The organism is Carnobacterium inhibens subsp. inhibens DSM 13024, from assembly GCF_000746825.1.
GTDB classification, from domain to species: Bacteria; Bacillota; Bacilli; order Lactobacillales; family Carnobacteriaceae; genus Carnobacterium_B; species Carnobacterium_B inhibens.
Map to the genome: position 1 here is coordinate 2,474,244 of NZ_JQIV01000006.1, position 19,419 is coordinate 2,493,662.

Here is a 19,419-nt window from a genome sequence, read left to right on the forward strand (position 1 = left end):
ATGAAATTTTATTATGATTCATTAGGAGGAAATTAAGTGGAAAAGAAAAAATATCTTCAGTTAATGGGGTTGTCGATTGCTTCTGTTAGCTTACTAGCAGCTTGCGGTGGAGACAAAGAAGAGTCTGCAACTACAACTGGCAACGGAGAACAAGTATTAAATTTAATTGAGTCAGCTGAACTACCAACAATGGATTCAGTATTAGCAACTGATGCTGTTAGTTTCAATGTTATGAATAATGTTAATGAAGGGTTATACCGTCAAGGACCAGATGGTGAACTTGTACTCGGAATGGCAGCAGAAGAACCGGAAGTCAGCGAAGATGGATTGACTTATACATTTAAAATCAGAGAAGATGCTACATGGTCAAATGGAGACCCTGTAACAGCTAATGATTTTGTTTTTGCATGGAGACGCTTAACAACACCTGAAACGGCTGCAGAGTACTCTTATATGATTGATGGAGTAGTATTAAACGCAACTGCTGTTTTACAAGGTGAAATGGAACCATCTGAATTAGGAATAACAGCTGTGGATGATAAAACATTAGAAATTCAATTAGAAAAAGCTGTTCCTTATTTTGAAAGTTTGACAACATTGTCAATGTTCTTCCCACAAAATGAAGCTTATGTGACAGAACAAGGAGAAGCTTATGCTTCAGACAGTGATCATGTTCTTTACAACGGACCGTTTGTACTAGATGAATGGGATGGAACTGGCTTAAGCTGGGTAATGAACAAAAATGAAGATTACTGGGATGCAGAAACTGTCGAATTAGATGCAGTTAACATCGATGTTATTAAAGAAACGTCAACTGCTTTAAATTTATACGATACCGGTTCAATCGATCGTATGATATTATCTGGTGAGTACGTTCAAACACAACAAGGTAATCCTGACTTAAAAACTCAACCAACATCTACTGTAGCATACCTTAAATTTAACCAAGAACGTGCTGGAGAACAAACTGCTTTAGCTAATGAAAATATTCGTAAAGCAATTGCAATGGCTTTTGACAAACAAGCTTATGTAGATACTATTCTTCAAAATGGTTCTATCCCAGCAAACGGACTTGTTCCAGAATCTTTAGCTGTTGATCCATCGACAGGTGAAGATTACCGTGAACAAAACGGAGACTTACTAAGTTTTGATAAAGTACAAGCTCAAGAATATTTTGAAAAAGGATTACAAGAATTGGGAGTAGATTCTTTAACATTAGAAATTTTAAGTGACGATACTGAAAATGCTAAAAAATCAATCGAATTTTTACAAGGGCAATTAACACAGAACTTGCCTGGTTTAGAAATTACATTGAGAAATGTACCTTTCAAAGTACGTCTAGATGCTAATAGCAATCAAGATTATGATATTCAATTAGCATTATGGGGAGCAGACTATGCTGATCCGATTAATTTCTTAGAGTTATTCCAATCAGAAAATGGGAACAATAAATCTGGATACAACAATGCTGATTACGATGAACTAATTGAAAGTGCTCAAACGAATGTAACGGATTTAGAATCACGCTGGCAAGATATGCTTGACGCAGAAAAAGTATTAATGGATGATGCTGGTATTGCACCAATCTATCAAAGAGCTTACGCAGTTTTAGAAAAGGATTATGTACAAGATTTTACAACTTATTTAGTTGGAGCAGAATGGTCGCTTAAATGGACTTCTACAACAAAATAATTTATGTTTAAAATTTAGTATTCCAAAAAGAGGGATGGAGCTGAGACATACTTGTCACAGTTTCATCCCTCTTTTATTTATATATTACTAGAAGAATACTTAATTCTCAAAACGGTATATGAAGAAAACTTTTTTTTGAAAAAAACAGTGGTATAATAAAATGAATAAATTAAATGGAGGTATATATAATGGAAGAAAAAGAGTTACAGATGTTAAAGGAATTGACCGATGCAAAAGGGATTGCAGGAAATGAAGGTCAAGTAACAGATGTTTTTGTGAAATATGCTAAAAGCAATGCTGATTCTATTAGTTATGATGGGTTAGGTAGTGTAATCGCTAAAAGTGTAGGCGATAAAACGGGCCCTAAAGTGTTATTTGCTGGACACTTAGATGAAGTAGGATTTATGGTAACTAAAATCACTGATGAAGGGTTTCTTAAGTTCCAAACAATTGGCGGCTGGTGGGCACAAGTCATGTTGGCTCAACAAGTTGAAATTACGACAGCAAAAAATAAAGTTATCCACGGGGTTATTGGATGTAAACCACCACATGTTTTAACGGCAGAAGTAAGAAATAAAGCCTATGACGTTCAAGAAATGTTTATTGATATCGGAGCCTCTTCAAAAGAAGAAGCAGCAGAATGGGGAGTTAAACCAGGTGATATGGTAACACCTTATACAGAATTCAGACGTTTAAATGGATCAAAATTCATTTTAGCTAAAGCTTGGGATAACCGTATTGGAACTGCTGTTACTTTAAAGGTACTGGAAAACTTAAAGGCTGAAGGCCATCCAAACAAAGCTTTTGCAGTCGGAAATGTACAAGAAGAAGTTGGATTGCGAGGCGCAAAAACAGCCACTCATTTAGTTGATCCAGATATTGCATTTGCACTTGATACTGGTACAGCAGGAGACACTCCGGGCATGACTGAAAAAGAAGCGGACTCTAAATTAGGAAAAGGTCCTCAAATCATTATTTTTGATGCTTCTATGGTAGCACATAAGGGATTACGTGATTTTGTCATTAATGTTGCTGAAGAATTAAATATTCCATTTCAATATACTGTCATAGCAGGTGGTGGTACGGATGCTGGAAGTCAACATGTAAGTAAGAATGGTATTCCAGCTTTAGCTATTACTGTAGCCACACGTTACTTGCATTCACATACATCTATAATTCATGAAGATGATTATTTAAATACTGTGAAATTAGTTACTGAAGTTGTTAAACGATTAGACAGTACCACAGTTGAAAAAATCAAATACAATAATTAAGAATTAAAGAAGTAATAAAGAGCTATATTGTGTAAAGAAAATTTTTTATACAATATGGCTTTTTAGTTAGCTCATTTATGAAAAAATAATGAATTTTTGACTAATCTTTTATAGATAAGCTAGAATATCATTCCCTTTTAGTAAAATAACAAGTAAAATGAAAGTAATTGAGTCGATATGAAAGGGGGGAAATAGATGAAAAGAGCCAAAAAAAGAATTGCAGTAATTGGTGGAGGTATAACTGGATTAGTTACTGCATATCGAATCAAACAGCAAATCATAAAAGAAAACCTACCTTTTGAACTTATTGTATTAGAGTCTTCTTTAAAAGTAGGAGGTAAAATACAAACCATAAAAGTAGGCGAAAATTATTTTGATTTAGGAGCTGAATCAATTGATATTCGATATCCCGAAGCAATGGAACTAATCAATGAATTAGGTCTAAGTGATCAGTTAGTTTACAGCAAAGGAAATAAACCGGATATCTTTTTTTATAATAAGTTACATAGTCTTAACTATCCAACTTATAAAGGTATTCCAGTAAGGAAAATGGATATTTGGAAAAATGATTTGCTAACTTTCCATGGGAAAATGGCTAGTTTCAAAGATAATATATTTCCCTTAAAACCCTTAGATAAAGATATTGAAATGAGTACGTACTTGAAAAATAGGTTTGGAGAAGAATTAACGGAACACATTGTAGAACCTTTTTTCTCAAAAATCTATGCTAGCGATTTAGATGAAATGGGCATCAAATCTTCCAAAGAAGTTATTTATTCACTAGAACAAAAATATGGAAGTCTTTCAAAAGGGATTAAACATCATCCAGAATTACTAGATGGATCTGGTAATTATGTTACCTTTAAAAAAGGATTATCTGTTTTAACAGATAAACTAATTGAAATTTTGGAACCACATATTCAGACAAGCAAGAAAGTTTTTGAAATTAAAGAAAATCTCGAAGGAACCTACATTATAGATATTAATCGAAAAGAACAAATGCGTGTTGGTGCTGTGTGTATTGCCACTCCAGTAACCGAGTATTCCAAATTACTAAATAACGAGACCTTCGGACAAGTTTTTGATCAAGTTGAAACAGCATCAATTGGGTATATCTTATTTAAATTTAAAAAAGATGCTATAAAAAATGAGCCTGAAGGTTTTGGCGTAGTCACTCCTAGAAGAAGTGATTCTTTTGTAACTTCCATTGTTATTTTAAATAAAAAGTGGGATTTTCTTAAAGATGAAGAATCTGTTTTTGTTGGTGTAAGTTTTGGTCGAAAAGGAGAGGATCTACTCGTCTCTTTAAGTAACAACGAAATAGAAGACTCTATATTAAAAGATTTAGAAATGATACTTGGAATTACTGAAAAACCAATAGATCAAATAGTAAAACGATGGCCTGATGCTATACCTCAATACACTGTGTCTCAAGAAGGAAAAATCAAAGAAATTATTGAATTATTATCTCTTAATTATCCTGGAATTTATATTTCTGGAATAGGATTAGAAGGTTTTGGTATCAACCAATGTATTGGTCAAGCAAATAAAACAAGTAAGAAAATAGTTGCACACATTAAAAAACAGAATTGTATTTAATGTAAAGCAAGATAGTTTACAACAAAATAAAAAGACTCTTTTTAGAAGTAAAAAGGTCTTTTTTATTTTAAACTTCCTAATCTTGGTGTAAGGTATGATAGAGAATAGATTGAAAAGAGAGGGGAGTAAAAAAATGAAATTGACAATATTGGGCTTTTGGGGTGGATACCCTACCAAAAACTCCGGTACAAGTTCTTATTTGTTAGAAGCTGACAATTTTCAATTATTGATTGATGTAGGAAGTGCTTCGTTAATTGCTCTAGAAAACCATGCAGATTTATTAAAGTTAGATGCAGTTCTTTTGTCTCATTATCATTATGACCATATAGCTGATTTAGGAGTTTTACAATTTACACGGCAGTTAAAACGTACAAAAAATGATTTAGAAAGAGCTCCTTTACTTCCAATATATGGACACCAAGGAGACAGTGAGAATTTTAATCGATTAACTATGGATCTCGTGAGTGAAGGAATTGCCTATCAAGAAGCTGAGACATTATATATTGGCCCATTTGAAATACAATTTATGAAAACTTTACATCCTGTAGAATGTTATGCAATGAGAATTGTTGAAACAAAAACTGGTAAAACACTTATTTATACAGCTGATTCCGGTTATTTACCTGGATTTATTCCCTTTAGTAAAGATGCAGATGTATTACTGGCCGATACAAATTTTTTCAACGGCATGGAAAATCATCGCGTGCATATGACAGCATCTGAAGTAGGCAAAATTGCAAAAGAAGCAGGTATAAAAAAACTTATTTTAACTCACTTGCCTCAAGAAGGGGATTTAGAACTATTAGAAGCTCAAGCAATTAATGAAACTCCAGAAACGGAAGTTATACTTGCTGAAAAAGATTTGATAATAGAAATTTAAATTTCTGTGCTAGAATACTGCTAAAAAAGTGAAATGAGGAAAGCCAAATGTATTATGTTAAAAATGTTCGTAACGGAAAAGAAATAACAGATCCAGCACTTAATCTAGCAATTGAGTACCACTTGTTAAATAATGTAATGTTAGATGAACCAATATTGCTTTTTTATATTAATGAACCTTCTATTATAATTGGAAGAAATCAAAATACAATCGAAGAAATCAACACAGAATATGTAGAAAAAAATAATATTCATATTGTTCGCCGCTTTTCAGGAGGCGGAGCTGTCTATCATGATTTTGGCGTATTCTGTTTCTGTTTTATTACCCAAGACGATGGAAATTCATTTCGTGACTTTGGTAAATTTACAGAACCTATTATTGATTCTTTACACAAAATGGGTGTTGAAGGAGCTAAACTGGAAGGCAGAAATGATTTATTGATTAATGGACAAAAATTTTCTGGAAATGCAATGTATTCTAAAAATGGCCGTATGACTGCCCATGGAACAATCATGTTTGATAGTGATATTGAAGAAGTAGTGAGTGCTCTAAAAGTTAGAAAAGATAAAATTGAATCCAAAGGTATTAAATCAATCAGAAGCCGAGTAACAAATATTAAGCCATATTTATCTGATGATTATCAATTTTTAAGTACAAAGGAATTCCGTGATCGTTTATTATTAAATATTTTTGATGTAGACAATGCTGAAGACATTAAAGAATATAAATTATCAGATGATGATTGGAAAAAGATTGAAGAACTTTCTGAAATGTATTTTAATAATTGGGAGTGGAATTATGGGAAATCTCCTAAATTTGAGTTAGTTCGTCGTCATCGTTTCTCTATTGGTTCTGTAGAATTTAAAATGAACGTAGACAAAGGGTATATTCAAGATATTCGTATTTTTGGTGATTTCTTTGGATTAGGAGATATTTCAGATGTTGAAGAAAAATTAAACGGTGTTAAATATGATGCGTATGCTATAAGCGAAGTGCTAGACGACATAGATATAAAAAAATATTTTGGGAATATTACAAAAGATGAGCTAGTACATTTGATCTACTAAAAAAAGCTGAAACGATTAAATTAATTTTTAATCGTTTCGGCTTTTTTTAGTATCTTCTTTTTCTTCCTAATCCAATAGCGTTTCGCATTTTAATAAGTGTTTTATCAGCCACATTACGTGCTTTAATGGCACCCTCATCTAAGATTAAATCTAATTCATTCGAGTTGATTAATTCATCGTGTTTCAGCTGAATCGGTTCTAATACAGAAACGATAGCTTCACCAAGTTCTTCTTTGAATTGACCATAACCACTATCTTTATAACGATCCACTAGCTCTGGAATGCTGAAGTTTGTGAATGAAGCATAAATCGCTAATAAATTTGAAATACCAGGTTTATTTTCGGGATCATATTCAATGATTCCGCTTGAATCAGTAACCGCACTTTTGATCTTTTTACGAATAACAGAAGGTTCATCTAACATTGAGATAAAACCTTTTTTATTTGTATCAGATTTACTCATTTTTTTCAAAGGGTCTTGTAGGCTCATGATACGGCCGCCAGATTCTGGAATTTTCACTTCAGGCATAGTAAGTAACTGATTTCCATTGCCATATTTAGAATTAAAACGTGTAACAAAGTCTCTTGTCAATTCTAAATGTTGTTTTTGATCTGCGCCAACGGGTACTAAGTTTGATTGGTAAAGAATGATATCTGCAACCATTAATGGAGGATAAGTTAACAACCCAGCCGATACACCTGCACGATTATTTTTTGCAGATTTATCTTTAAATTGAGTCATCCGTTCTAATTCACCTAAATTTGTGTTGCATTGTACGATCCAGCCAGCTTCAGCATGGGCAGAAACTTCTGATTGAATAAAAATAATAGCTTTAGAAGGATCTAATCCTATTGCTAAGTATAAAGCAGCAAGACTTTTGGTTTGTTGTCTAAGTTTTAGTGGTTCTTGTTGTACAGTAATGGCATGTTCATCCACGATACAAAAGTAACTTGTATAACTATCTTGTAGGTCTATAAATTGTTTCATTGCACCAATGTAATTCCCTATAGTTGGTGTACCACTAGGCTGAATACCTGAAAAAATTGTTTCCATAATTAAAACACTCCTTAACACTAAGTATATTAGTATTATTATACGTTATTTTTTGAGAGATGAAAGAATTAGTTAAACGAAAGGACTAAATAGTTATCTCTCAAAGAGATAAAAAGCAATTAAAGTAAGGATACAGACGAGTAATAAACCTGAACCTACTTTTAAGTAGAAAGAAAAACCATTACCAACTACTTTTGAAAGGGGCTTTACATGAAATTCATCATCAGAATGACGGCCTTTACGAATGTTAAAAGCAACCTTTCTCATACTAAAATGAAAAAAATCGAAAAAACCTGAGGATAAAGAAGCACCGAACAAGCCAATAATGAGAAAAAAGGATGCTCCATAAAAGGTAATATTCGTAGTATGATAAAATGAAATTTCTTTATACATAATTAATTCTAAAAGTACGCATAATACAATGACTATCATAAAGACACGTATAGGTGTAAATTTTTGTTTCACTTAAGTTCCTCCTAGGAAGTATAAAAATAAAGTAGTTCTATATCTATTATATAGGAATACTATGAAAAATGTATGACTAAATTAGAAATGCTTATATGTGAAACCGGTATAAAAGTAACTCGTTTTCTATCTATTTTCTAATCTTATTCTAATTTTAACTCTTATTATTATAGCTAACTTCAAAAAAGTTTTGCAATATTGCTTTTGACAAGCTATTCTATATAGTATATTCTTTTTTGTAGGAGAATTAAAAATTAAATTGTTGGAGGTGCTATAATCGATGAAAAGTTATGCGAAATTTTTAGGAAAACGTGTATTATACATGTTATTGACATTATTTTTAATTGCATCGATTACTTTCTTCTTAATGAAGCTTTTACCAGGTACTCCATATAGTAACCAGGATAAACTTTCAGAAGAACAAATCTATATTATGAATGAACAATATGGATTGAACGAACCGGTGCCGGTTCAGTATTTAGTATATATCGGAGGATTACTTCAAGGAGATTTAGGAGTTTCATTCCAATTTAGCAATACTCCAGTAACAAAACTGTTATCTACGCGTGTAGGGCCGTCCTTACAGCTAGGTATTCAAGCCGTTGCATTAGGGACAATATTAGGTATTGTCTTAGGTGTAATAGCGGCGATGTATCAAAACACTTGGATTGATACACTTGCGACTTTTTCGGCAATTTTAGGTAGATCTATTCCTAACTTTGTAATTGCTGTTCTGTTGCAGCTAATTTTTGGTGTATATCTACAATGGTTCCCAATCGCTTTATGGGATGGAGGATTCAGTTCATCTGTTCTTCCTACGTTAGCGTTAGCCATATCACCATTAGCAGATTCAGCTCGTTTTATTAGAACAGAAATGGTAGATGTATTAAGTAGTGATTACGTTGAATTGGCAAGAGCTAAAGGTTTAAGCAGATGGACAGTTGCCTTTAAACATGGTGTCCGTAATGCTTTAATTCCGTTAGTGACAATCTTAGGACCAATGGCTGTTGGTTTAATGACCGGTTCAATGGTTGTAGAAAATATCTATGCTATACCTGGTATTGGTGAACAATTTGTTAAGTCGATCATGACGAATGATTACCCAACTATCATGGGTGTAACCATTCTTTATTCTGCTATGCTTGTATTTATTATTTTAGTTGTAGATATTTTATACGGAGTAATTGATCCGCGTATTCGTGTTTCTAATGAAGGAGGGGACAAATAATGCATAATCAAGAAAATACTCCTATTGCAGATGAATTAAAGAATCTGTCTCCTGATATGTTTGCTCCAGCTGGTGAGTCAAGTGTTGAAGACAACGAAAAAATTGCAGCACCTTCATTAAGCTTCATACAAGATTCATGGAGAAGATTGAAAAAAAATAAGGCAGCCGTTGTTAGTCTGATTGTTCTGATAATTATGATTATTCTTACAATTGCAGCACCTATTATTGCACCATATGATCCAAATGTTCAAACAGTTGAATATGCAAGTTTACCACCTAAAATCAAAGGTATCGATATTGATGGATTAAATGGTACTCAAAAAGTTGGAGAAACACGCGTAGATAAATATGCTGAAAAGGGTGTTCCTGAAGATCAATATTATATTTTAGGTACGGATAGTTTAGGACGTGATTTACTTTCACGTATTCTTTATGGTACACGTGTATCTTTACTTATTGCTTTTGTTGCAGCACTTTTTGACTTAACTATAGGTGTAACGTATGGTTTAGTTTCAGGATGGTGTGGCGGAAGAATTGATAACTTTATGCAACGTTTGTTAGAAATTTTATCTGGGGTTCCTAACTTAGTTGTAGTTATTTTAATGTTATTGGTTTTAGATCCAGGTATTACGTCTATTATTATTGCTTTAGCAATTACTGGATGGATTTCGATGGCCAGGGTAGTCAGAGCACAAACATTAAAATTAAAAAATCAAGAATATATTTTAGCTGCCCGTACACTGGGTGAATCACCAATTAAAATTGCATTTAAACATTTAATTCCAAACTTATCTGGTGTTATCATTATTCAAACAATGTTCTCAATTCCGTCTGCTATTTTCTTCGAAGCATTCTTGAGTTTCATTGGTATTGGTATTCCAGCACCAACAGCATCTTTAGGAACATTAATCAACGATGGATATAAAACATTCCGCTTCTTACCTCACTTGATGTGGTATCCAGCAGCTGTTATCTGTGTATTGATGATTTCATTTAACTTGTTAGCTGATGGTTTGCGTGATGCATTTGATCCAAAAATGAAAGATTAGTGAGGTGAAAAACGAATGAGCAATGTATTAGAAGTTAAAGATTTAGAAATCACATTCGACACCTATGCTGGTAAAGTAAAAGCTATCCGCGGTGTCAGTTTTGATTTAAAAAAAGGTGAAACATTAGCAATCGTAGGAGAATCTGGTTCTGGAAAATCTGTTACAACCCGTAGTATTATGCGTCTGTTATCGCAAAATGCTAATGTTGAAAAAGGTGAAATCCTATTTAATGGGAATGATCTCATTAAAAAGACTGAAAAAGAAATGCAAGGGATCCGTGGTAAAGAAATTGCTATGATTTTTCAAGATCCTATGACATCCCTTAATCCAACAATGACGATTGGTAAGCAAATTGCTGAACCTATTCGCTTACATCAAAAATTGAATAAAGAGGATGCGAATAAACGTGCTTTAGAATTATTGAATCTAGTAGGATTGCCTGATGCTGAAAGACGTATGAAACAATACCCGCATCAATTCTCTGGTGGACAACGTCAACGTATCGTTATTGCTATTGCACTTGCTTGTAACCCTGAAGTATTAATTGCTGATGAACCAACAACAGCTTTAGATGTAACGATTCAAGCTCAAATTCTAGATTTGATGAAAGAATTACAAAAGAAAATTGCTACATCTATTATTTTTATTACACATGACTTAGGCGTAGTAGCTAACGTAGCTGATCGTGTTGCAGTAATGTATGCTGGTAAAATTGTAGAAATTGGTACTGTGGATGAAATTTTTTATAACCCACAACACCCTTATACATGGGGCTTGATCAGTTCTATGCCTACATTAGAAATTACTGAAACGTTATATGCAATTCCTGGAACTCCTCCAGATTTATTGGATCCTCCTAAGGGAGATGCATTTGCTCCTCGTAATGAATTTGCGATGAAAATTGATACCGAATTAGAACCACCACATTTTAAAATTTCTGAGACGCATTCAGCGGCAACATGGTTGTTGCATCCTGATGCTCCAGCAGTAGAGCCACCGTTAGAAATTAAAGCACGTCATAAAATCTATGAAGAAAAATTTGCTCCACTTCATGCGCCTAAAAAGGCTGCTAAGACTGAAGTCAAAGGAGGAGTAAACTAACATGGAAAATAGAGAAAAGATTTTAGAAGTTAAAGGATTGAAACAATACTTCAATAAAGGAACAAAGAATGAAGTTCGTGCGGTAGATGACGTTACTTTTGATATCTATAAAGGTGAAACTTTTGGTTTAGTTGGTGAATCTGGTTCAGGTAAATCAACAACTGGACGTTCAATCATTCGTTTATATGATCCAACAGACGGAGAAATTGACTTTGAAGGTACTAAAGTTCATGATATATCTGGTAAAAAAGATATGTTGAAATTTAGAAGAGAAATGCAAATGATCTTCCAAGATCCTTATGCGTCTTTAAATCCAAAAATGAAAGTTCGTGATATCATTGCAGAAGGTATTGATATCCATGGACTAGCTAGTTCTACTGAAGATAGAAACAACCAAGTAGACGCATTATTGAAAACAGTTGGGCTAAATCCAGACCATGCATCACGTTACCCTCATGAATTTTCAGGTGGACAACGTCAACGTATTGGGATTGCTAGAGCTCTTGCTGTTAAACCTAAATTTATTATTGCTGATGAACCAATTTCTGCATTGGATGTATCTATCCAAGCTCAAGTTGTTAACTTATTGATGGAATTGCAAAAAACACAAAACTTAACGTTCTTGTTTATTGCCCACGATTTATCAATGGTTAAATATATTAGTGATCGTATTGGAGTAATGAATACAGGTAAGTTACTTGAATTAGCTCCTGCTGATGAAGTGTACAATACACCGTTGCATCCTTATACTGAAAGTTTATTATCTGCTGTACCTTTACCTGACCCTGAATATGAACGTAATCGTGTACGTACTCCGTATATTCCTCGTGAATCAAATGGAGAACCTGAAGAATTGCGTGAAATTACTCCTGGCCACTACGTTTACTGTAGAGAATCAGATATAGCTGCTTTAAAAGAAAAGAAAGCAAGTTATAAAAAATAAACCAGTTAAAAAGCTTTAGATTAGAGAAAAACTCTAATCTAAAGCTTTTTTTGCTTATCTTCAATCGATATAAATAAAATGGGATAAAATCTGTCAAGGCAATGAGAAAAAAATAAGTGATCATTTAATAAAATAATGTTTGTTTTTAAACAAAATATTATTTGTAATAAATTCTTATTTACATTAATTATCATTATGCCTAACTAGTTTTAAATGCCTATATATAAAGGTTTTCAACTCTTATAAAATAATTAACAAAAAAATTACATTGTAAAAACAACGTAATTTTTTTAAAAGTGACAAAAAAATGACAAAAAGGGGTAGTAATTTTAAAATGAATGTTTTATAATGTTCTTGTAAGGCATTTCATAGTTTCATTAAAAATCCTCAATTTTTTTGAACGATCTATTATGATTAAAAAAGGAGAGAATAACCTATGGTAACTTTATATACTTCGCCTAGTTGTACGTCATGTCGTAAAGCCAGAGCATGGTTAGAAGAAAACAATATTACTTATACTGAAAGAAATATATTTTCAGAGCCATTAACAATTGGTGAAATCAAATCGATTTTAAGAATGACAGAAGACGGTACAGAAGAAATTATCTCAACTCGTTCTAAAGTATTTCAAGAATTGAATGTTGATTTAGATGATTTACCCTTAAATGAATTATTTGATTTAATTCAAGACAATCCTGGACTTTTACGTCGACCAATTATGGTAGACGAAAAAAGATTGCAAGTTGGATATAACGAAGATGAGATTCGCCGCTTCTTACCTCGTGAAGTAAGAGCGCTTGAATTAAAACAAGCTCAACTAATAGTTGGATATTAAGAATAATGTTAAAACTACTCATCATAATGGTGTTGTAGTTTTTTTTTGACACATTTAACTTTACATTTTATTTATTTCCTTTAGAATGGTTATATAGATTATTCATACATTAACATTGTGTTAATTATGAAGAAGAGAAATGGGGTGTAGGATTATGGAAATGGAACATATCAATGAAAACACCATCCGAGTTTTAATCGAAAGTGCTGATTTGGAAGAAAGAGGCGTAACATTTTTAGACCTTTTAGGAAACCATAAACAAATTGAAAATTTCTTTTATAGTATTCTAGAAGAAGTGGATGTAGACGAACAGTTCCATGAATCAGATGCCATTACATTCCAAGTATTACCAAATGGAAATGGATTAGAATTGTTTATTAGTAAAGGTGGTCCCTTAAATGACCAATTAGACTTTTCCTCAGCTTCTGAAGATCTTAATTCAGATGAATTCTCTCAGTATATTAAAAAACAAATGATACAAAACGCAGAAAAATCTGATAATAAAACTGATGAATATGCAAGCCACACTGAAGATGAAACGAAAGAAATCGTTTTGAAATTTAATGAATTTGAAGATATGATTGAATTATCAAAAATGATGCATTTAGATAATGCTGTAACTAATTTGTTTCTTTACAAAGACATTTACTATTTGAATTTAATATTTTTCATTGATGAATTGACTGAAAGAAGTGCTGATGAAGAAATAGCACTTGCGTTAGAGTTTGCTGATAAAACGCCTGTTACTCAAGGGATTTTAGAAGAACATGGTAAATTGATTATGGAAAAAAATGCACTCGAATTAACACGTCATTACTTTAAATAAAAGTTTAATATGTAAGAGGCTGGGATAAAAATCCAAGCCTCTTTTTTTTTTGGCAAAAATAGGCTTTTCTTTTTTTCTTTGCGGATAGTTAAGATGTTAGAAGAAAGGAGCTTAAATAATGCTAGTAGCAGTGAATGCGCATAACCAACATGTATACGCTTTAGATGAACAAAAGAATACTCATCAAAAATTCTATTGTCCTCAATGTAATGAACCAGTTTTTCTGAAAAAAGGCTTGATTAAACAAGCTCATTTTACACATTTTAAAAATAGTAACTGTGCAATTTTTTCAGAAGGCGAGACAGAGGAACATGTTCTTGGTAAGAGTCTCCTTTACCAATGGTTCACACAGCAAGATATTCCTTGCCAACTCGAAGCTTACCTACCAAATTTAAAACAGCGACCAGATTTATTAATTTGGTTAGATGAACAAACACCTATAGCGATAGAATTTCAATGTAGTGCGCTTTCTGCTCAGAGAATGATAGAAAGAACATCAGGATATAATGAAAACGGGTACAAAGTTTATTGGATTTTAGGCCATAATTATCATTTGAAAGATAAGATAACCAAATTTCAAAGATTATTTGTTAACGAACATAAAGCATTAGGGTGTTATTTTTTAGAATTACATGTAAATCTAAAAAAATTAACCATTCATTATCAAATTTGCGAAGATGGACATTCATCTCGTATTGCTTGTCATTACTATCAATTTAAGTTAACTAAAAAAGAAACTAACATGAAAAAGATAATCCAACAATTAGATTTTCCCTCACTAAATTATATAGTGGAACCAAAAAAAAGGCTCGTTCAGGAACATTATTTTTTAAATAAAGGGAGAAATTATCAAGTGCCAGAGATAGTTTCTTTTCAGAAGCATATATATAAATGTGGAGATTCTTTGATTTCACTGCCATTAGAAGTCTACTTACCTGTAAGAGGCCAATTAGTTATTAAATCACTTCCTTATTTTTGGAAATATATCTTTTTGGAATGGATTATGAATAAAAGTATTGGAGATGTTATCACTAAAAAAGATTTTATGAATAAAGTAAAATATATGATAAAAAATGAGGAGATTGTTTTTCATGTAATGCCTCTTATTTCAAATAAATATAAAATAAAGTGTCTCGAAAACTATATGGCCCTCCTAAATGAAAGAGGCATACTAGTAATGGTATCGAACTCTGAATGGATCGTGCAAAGAAAGCCTACACGGTTTAAAAATGAAAAGGAAAAAATAGACCAACTTTCTATTTTTGATCAACTATTTGAAAGTTGACTCGTAAGGAAAATAAGTGAATGAAATTGTCTTTATTTTAAAATAGTTTATGGTAAGATTAAAGATAAGTAAATTTCAAGGGGGTTTTTTAATGAGCGAGTCAAAAAAATTACCAAAAAGAAACGAAGTACCGAGTGAATGGACATGGGATTTAGAAGTTGTTTTTAAGTCAGATGACGATTTTACTCTTTCTTATAAAGAATTAGAAACAAAAGTTAAGACTGTTGTGTCTTACAAAGGTACACTAAATGAAGGATCAAAAAGTTTCTTAAAAGCTATTCAAGCTATTTTGGACTTATCGAATCAATTAGAAACAATATACGTGTATGCTCAATTAAAGAACGATCAAGATACAACTAATTCAACGTATCAAGGCATGTATGAACAAGCTACTAAATTAGCAACACAAGCAAGTGAAGCTATTTCGTGGTTTGAACCGGAAGTATTAGAATTATCTGAAGAAACTTTGGCGCGCTATTTTAATGAAAACGATGACTTAGCTATCTACAAACATTTTATTGATCAATTAACAGCTGCTAGAAAGCATGTACTTAGCGCTAATGAAGAAGCTTTATTAGCAGGTGCTGGAGAAATCTTTAATGCTTCAAGCCGAACTTTTAACATATTGAATAATGCAGATATTACTTTTCCAACTATTAAAGATGAAAATGGAAATGATATCCAATTGTCGCATGGAGTTTATGGACAGTTAATGGAAAGTACTGACCGCTCTGTTCGTGAAGCTGCTTTTAAAAATCTTTATAAAGTATATGATGGATTGCAAAATACTTTTTCAAGTACCCTTTCTTCTCATGTTAAATACCACAATTACAATGCAAAAGTACACCATTATGACTCTGCACGGGAGAAAGCATTAAGCAGTAACCATATTCCGGAATCTGTTTATGATACATTGCTTGATGTCGTACATGAGCATTTGCCTTTGTTGCATCGCTATGTTGCTTTAAGAAAAGAACTTTTAAATGTAGAAGAGCTTCATATGTATGATATGTACACGCCTATTAGTGGTGAGGCTGGGATTAAATATACTTATGAAGAAGCTGAAGCAGAAACTATGAAAGCCTTAAAACCACTTGGAGAAGAGTATTTATCTGTGTTGAAGAAAGCTTTCAATAATCGATGGATTGATGTTATGGAGAATGAAGGGAAAAGAAGTGGAGCATACTCTTCAGGTGCTTATGAAACAAGTCCTTATATTCTTTTAAATTGGCATGATTCTCTTAATCATTTATATACTCTCGTTCATGAATTAGGGCACAGCGTTCACAGTTACTACACTCGGACAAATCAGCCTTATGTATATGGAGATTATTCCATTTTCTTAGCAGAGATAGCTTCTACTACAAATGAAAATATTTTAACAGATTATTTATTGGAAACTCAAAAAGATCCAAAAGTTAGAGCTTATGTACTAAATCATTATTTAGATGGATTCAAAGGAACGATCTTCAGACAAACACAGTTTGCTGAATTTGAACATTTTATTCATGAAGAGGCAGAAAAGGGTACACCTTTAACTAGCGAATTTTTAAATAACTACTATGGTGAACTTAATGCGCGTTACTATGGCCCAGATGTTGAAAAAGATCCTGAAATAGCTTTAGAATGGACCAGAATACCACATTTTTACTATAATTATTATGTTTACCAATATTCAACAGGCTTTTCAGCTGCTACAGCTCTAGCAGATAAAATTGTTAAAGGTGAAGATAGAGCTTTAGATAACTATTTAACCTATTTAAAATCTGGAAATAGTGATTATCCTATCGAAGTAATGAAAAAAGCTGGAGTAGACATGACAGAGAAAACGTATATAGAAGATGCTATGAAAGTATTTGAAACAAGGTTAAACGAGTTAGAAGAATTGATTGAAACACTAAAAGATTAAACTCAACTAATTAAAAATGAGGTTGGTTAGAAATTTCTGCAACAAAAAAACGTTCATTTGCGAAAATTGCAATGAATGTTTTTTTGACTTTATAGAAGTTATGAAGCAGATTTTTGGCTCAATACCTTTATTTCAATTTATTTGCTTACCTTTTGCCTAACTTAGAGAAACCACATCAAAAATGAAATCAGTTTTTCAGGAACATAAGAAAATAAAGTTGAGGATAACCTTTTTTCCTTTATTTAACTATGCATACTAAAATAGATCAAACAAAAGAGTGTGAGACATTTTTTCGTCTCACACTCTTTTGTTTTTGATTGAACGAAATAACATATACCTATTCTAAAGGACTTGGAAAGAAGCTTTATTAATGGCACGAATACCTTCTTTGGCAATCATTTGGTTTCTAGCTTCAACAATCATTGGATTTGGATTGTGTAGCGCTTGAAGTAATTCAACTGTAATTCCTTCATCAATTAATAAACCATGTTCTTTGTGTTGATCACTGAATAGCACACAAGAAGGAGTATTATAAGCATTCATTTCACGGGCAATTTTTTGATCTGCTTCAAAAGAACTTTTTGTGAATTCTAAGTCTTTATCTTCAAGGAACATAGGAATGTCTAATTTAGCTTTTTTAGCTGCTTCTAAAACAAGTTTTTCTGAGAAAAACTGTTTTTCTTCAATAAGTGCATGTTGCAATTCTAATAGAAAGTTGCGACCTTTTTTCTTTCCTTGCATAGTTGCAGCTGAATAATAAAGACAAATATCATAAGTCATTGAGCAAACATCATTACGAAAAGCTAAATCATTTTTTGGCAAGTTATTGGTAGAAAGATAGTTATTAATCGTACTTAAATTATGAACAGGAATAAAGTTAACACGAATTTTACTAGTAGATTTTTCAATGAATTGTAAAACTTCTTTTTCAGAGTTCAAACAGTTAGGGTCAATTGGGTTAATAAACAAATAAATTTCAAGCATTTCATTATAAGTAGATTCATTTTTAGTATGCATAGTTGAGAACATTTATCTTCACCTTAGTCTTAGTATTTTTTTATTCTATATATAGTGCATAAGCAATCTGTTTTGCTAACAAATATACTTTATCAAAAATGACTAAAAAAATATAATAAAGGATCTTGCTTTTGAATAAAAATTAGTACGATTTGTAACAAAGTCGCCACATTTCATTTGAAACCCTTTAATACTACTGTTTATTGAGTGGTCTAATCTTCAATTTTTCGCTTATTCTTTTAAAATGGTTCAATTTTAAACTCTGTTTAAAAATTATATACTGGTGTTGAACTAATTTTTTCGCCGTACTTCATATTTAATTAAGTGTAAAATTTTTTTCAATTATTCGTTATATGATTTCAATCTTAGGCTATTTCTTCTTTCTTAATAAATATGTTAAAATATAGTCATATAGCACTTTTAAAGTGCGAAATCTTAAGCTTCTAAAAGAGGGTATAAAAGATGGATCAAAATTGGGAAGAATTTTTAACACCTTATAATCAAGCAGTTGAAGAATTAAAAGTAAAATTAAAAGGTATGCGCAAGGAATTTAGTAAAGGTAATTTACATATTCCAATTGAATTTGTTACTGGAAGAGTAAAACCAGTTAATAGTATTATTGAAAAAGCTGCACTACGAAATATCCCTCTCGATAAATTAGAAATAGAAATGCAAGACATAGCCGGATTAAGGATTATGTGTCAATTTGTAGAGGATATTCACGAAGTAGTTAGACTTTTAAGAAATAGAAACGATATGAAAATTATTGAAGAACGAGACTATATAACGAACAAAAAGGAAAGTGGTTACCGGTCTTATCATATTGTATTCGAATATCCGGTCCAACTTATTAATGGGGAAAAAAGGATTCTTGGTGAAATACAAGTACGTACTTTAGCTATGAACTTTTGGGCAACGATTGAACATTCATTGAACTATAAGTATCAAGGTGAATTTCCAGATGCCATTAATGTTCGTTTAAAACGAGCAGCAGAAGCCGCTTTTCAATTAGATGAAGAAATGTCACAAATTAGAGAAGAAATACAAGAGGCGCAGCATTTATTTTCTAATAGTAAGAGAGCGACGGTCGAGAAAACGCAAAAAGACTGATAGGATTAGATTCTTGAATGAGTTTTTTTAAAAGCGTATTGGTTGAGGCTGTTGCAGCAACATGTTTAAATAAAAAAGGAAGGGG

General features: G+C 32.2%; 17 protein-coding genes. 14 read left to right on the top strand and 3 right to left on the bottom strand.

Annotated features, from left to right (window positions below; genetic code table 11):
• Window positions 1–36: 36 nt before the first annotated feature.
• From BR65_RS12925 to lplA, 5 genes are all read left to right on the top strand, one after another.
• Window positions 37–1,692 (top strand): peptide ABC transporter substrate-binding protein, encoded by a 1,656-nt coding sequence (locus BR65_RS12925; protein ID WP_034538497.1) that lies wholly within the window; start codon window positions 37–39, stop codon window positions 1,690–1,692.
• Between the two features lie 188 nt (window positions 1,693–1,880).
• A complete protein-coding gene (locus BR65_RS12930; protein WP_034538498.1) occupies window positions 1,881–2,966 on the top strand; it encodes a M42 family metallopeptidase in 1,086 nt (361 codons plus the stop codon).
• 195 nt (window positions 2,967–3,161) lie between these two features.
• Window positions 3,162–4,565 carry a protoporphyrinogen oxidase gene (gene hemG, locus BR65_RS12935; RefSeq protein WP_034538499.1) on the top strand — a complete coding sequence of 468 codons (1,404 nt, stop codon included), beginning with the start codon at window positions 3,162–3,164 and terminating at the stop codon, window positions 4,563–4,565.
• 133 nt (window positions 4,566–4,698) lie between these two features.
• Window positions 4,699–5,445, top strand: a complete 747-nt coding sequence (locus BR65_RS12940; RefSeq protein WP_034538500.1) for an MBL fold metallo-hydrolase — start codon at window positions 4,699–4,701, stop codon at window positions 5,443–5,445.
• A gap of 47 nt (window positions 5,446–5,492) precedes the next feature.
• Window positions 5,493–6,512 (top strand): lipoate--protein ligase, encoded by a 1,020-nt coding sequence (gene lplA, locus BR65_RS12945; protein ID WP_023177307.1) that lies wholly within the window; start codon window positions 5,493–5,495, stop codon window positions 6,510–6,512.
• A 46-nt stretch (window positions 6,513–6,558) separates the two neighbouring features.
• Here the strand turns inward: lplA and trpS are convergent, their stop codons facing one another.
• Entirely contained in the window at window positions 6,559–7,566 is a 1,008-nt protein-coding gene (gene trpS, locus BR65_RS12950) for a tryptophan--tRNA ligase (RefSeq protein ID WP_034538501.1), read from the bottom strand.
• A 93-nt stretch (window positions 7,567–7,659) separates the two neighbouring features.
• A complete protein-coding gene (locus BR65_RS12955; protein ID WP_051932783.1) occupies window positions 7,660–8,031 on the bottom strand; it encodes a DUF3899 domain-containing protein in 372 nt (123 codons plus the stop codon).
• A gap of 280 nt (window positions 8,032–8,311) precedes the next feature.
• Between BR65_RS12955 and opp3b the strand changes: the two genes are divergently transcribed.
• The 8 genes from opp3b (at window position 8,312) to pepF (ending at window position 17,207) form a co-directional block, all read left to right on the top strand.
• The gene (gene opp3b, locus BR65_RS12960; protein WP_023177312.1) at window positions 8,312–9,259 is read left to right on the top strand and encodes an oligopeptide ABC transporter permease; all 948 of its coding nucleotides are present in this window, start codon (window positions 8,312–8,314) and stop codon (window positions 9,257–9,259) included.
• Complete coding sequence (gene opp3C, locus BR65_RS12965; protein ID WP_034538502.1) at window positions 9,259–10,308, top strand: oligopeptide ABC transporter permease; 1,050 nt, start codon at window positions 9,259–9,261, stop codon at window positions 10,306–10,308. The genes opp3b and opp3C overlap by 1 nt, the downstream gene beginning before the upstream one ends.
• Window positions 10,309–10,323: 15 nt before the next feature.
• Window positions 10,324–11,409 (top strand): ABC transporter ATP-binding protein, encoded by a 1,086-nt coding sequence (locus BR65_RS12970; RefSeq protein WP_034538503.1) that lies wholly within the window; start codon window positions 10,324–10,326, stop codon window positions 11,407–11,409.
• A 1-nt stretch (window position 11,410) separates the two neighbouring features.
• Window positions 11,411–12,352: an ABC transporter ATP-binding protein gene (locus BR65_RS12975; protein WP_034538504.1), complete on the top strand. Its 942-nt coding sequence runs from the start codon at window positions 11,411–11,413 to the stop codon at window positions 12,350–12,352.
• 436 nt (window positions 12,353–12,788) lie between these two features.
• Window positions 12,789–13,187, top strand: a complete 399-nt coding sequence (gene spxA, locus BR65_RS12980) for a transcriptional regulator SpxA (protein WP_023177319.1) — start codon at window positions 12,789–12,791, stop codon at window positions 13,185–13,187.
• A gap of 154 nt (window positions 13,188–13,341) precedes the next feature.
• Window positions 13,342–14,013, top strand: coding sequence for an adaptor protein MecA (locus BR65_RS12985; protein WP_034538506.1), 672 nt, complete (start codon window positions 13,342–13,344; stop codon window positions 14,011–14,013).
• A gap of 118 nt (window positions 14,014–14,131) precedes the next feature.
• Window positions 14,132–15,298, top strand: a complete 1,167-nt coding sequence (locus BR65_RS13525; RefSeq protein WP_051932785.1) for a competence protein CoiA — start codon at window positions 14,132–14,134, stop codon at window positions 15,296–15,298.
• A 91-nt stretch (window positions 15,299–15,389) separates the two neighbouring features.
• Window positions 15,390–17,207, top strand: coding sequence for an oligoendopeptidase F (gene pepF / locus BR65_RS12995; protein WP_034538508.1), 1,818 nt, complete (start codon window positions 15,390–15,392; stop codon window positions 17,205–17,207).
• Between the two features lie 342 nt (window positions 17,208–17,549).
• Here the strand turns inward: pepF and BR65_RS13000 are convergent, their stop codons facing one another.
• Window positions 17,550–18,236: a DsbA family protein gene (locus tag BR65_RS13000; protein WP_034538510.1), complete on the bottom strand. Its 687-nt coding sequence runs from the start codon at window positions 18,234–18,236 to the stop codon at window positions 17,550–17,552.
• Window positions 18,237–18,686: 450 nt separating this feature from the next.
• Between BR65_RS13000 and yjbM the strand changes: the two genes are divergently transcribed.
• Complete coding sequence (yjbM, locus tag BR65_RS13005) at window positions 18,687–19,334, top strand: GTP diphosphokinase (RefSeq protein WP_023177328.1); 648 nt, start codon at window positions 18,687–18,689, stop codon at window positions 19,332–19,334.
• The last annotated feature ends 85 nt before the right edge of the window (window positions 19,335–19,419 follow it).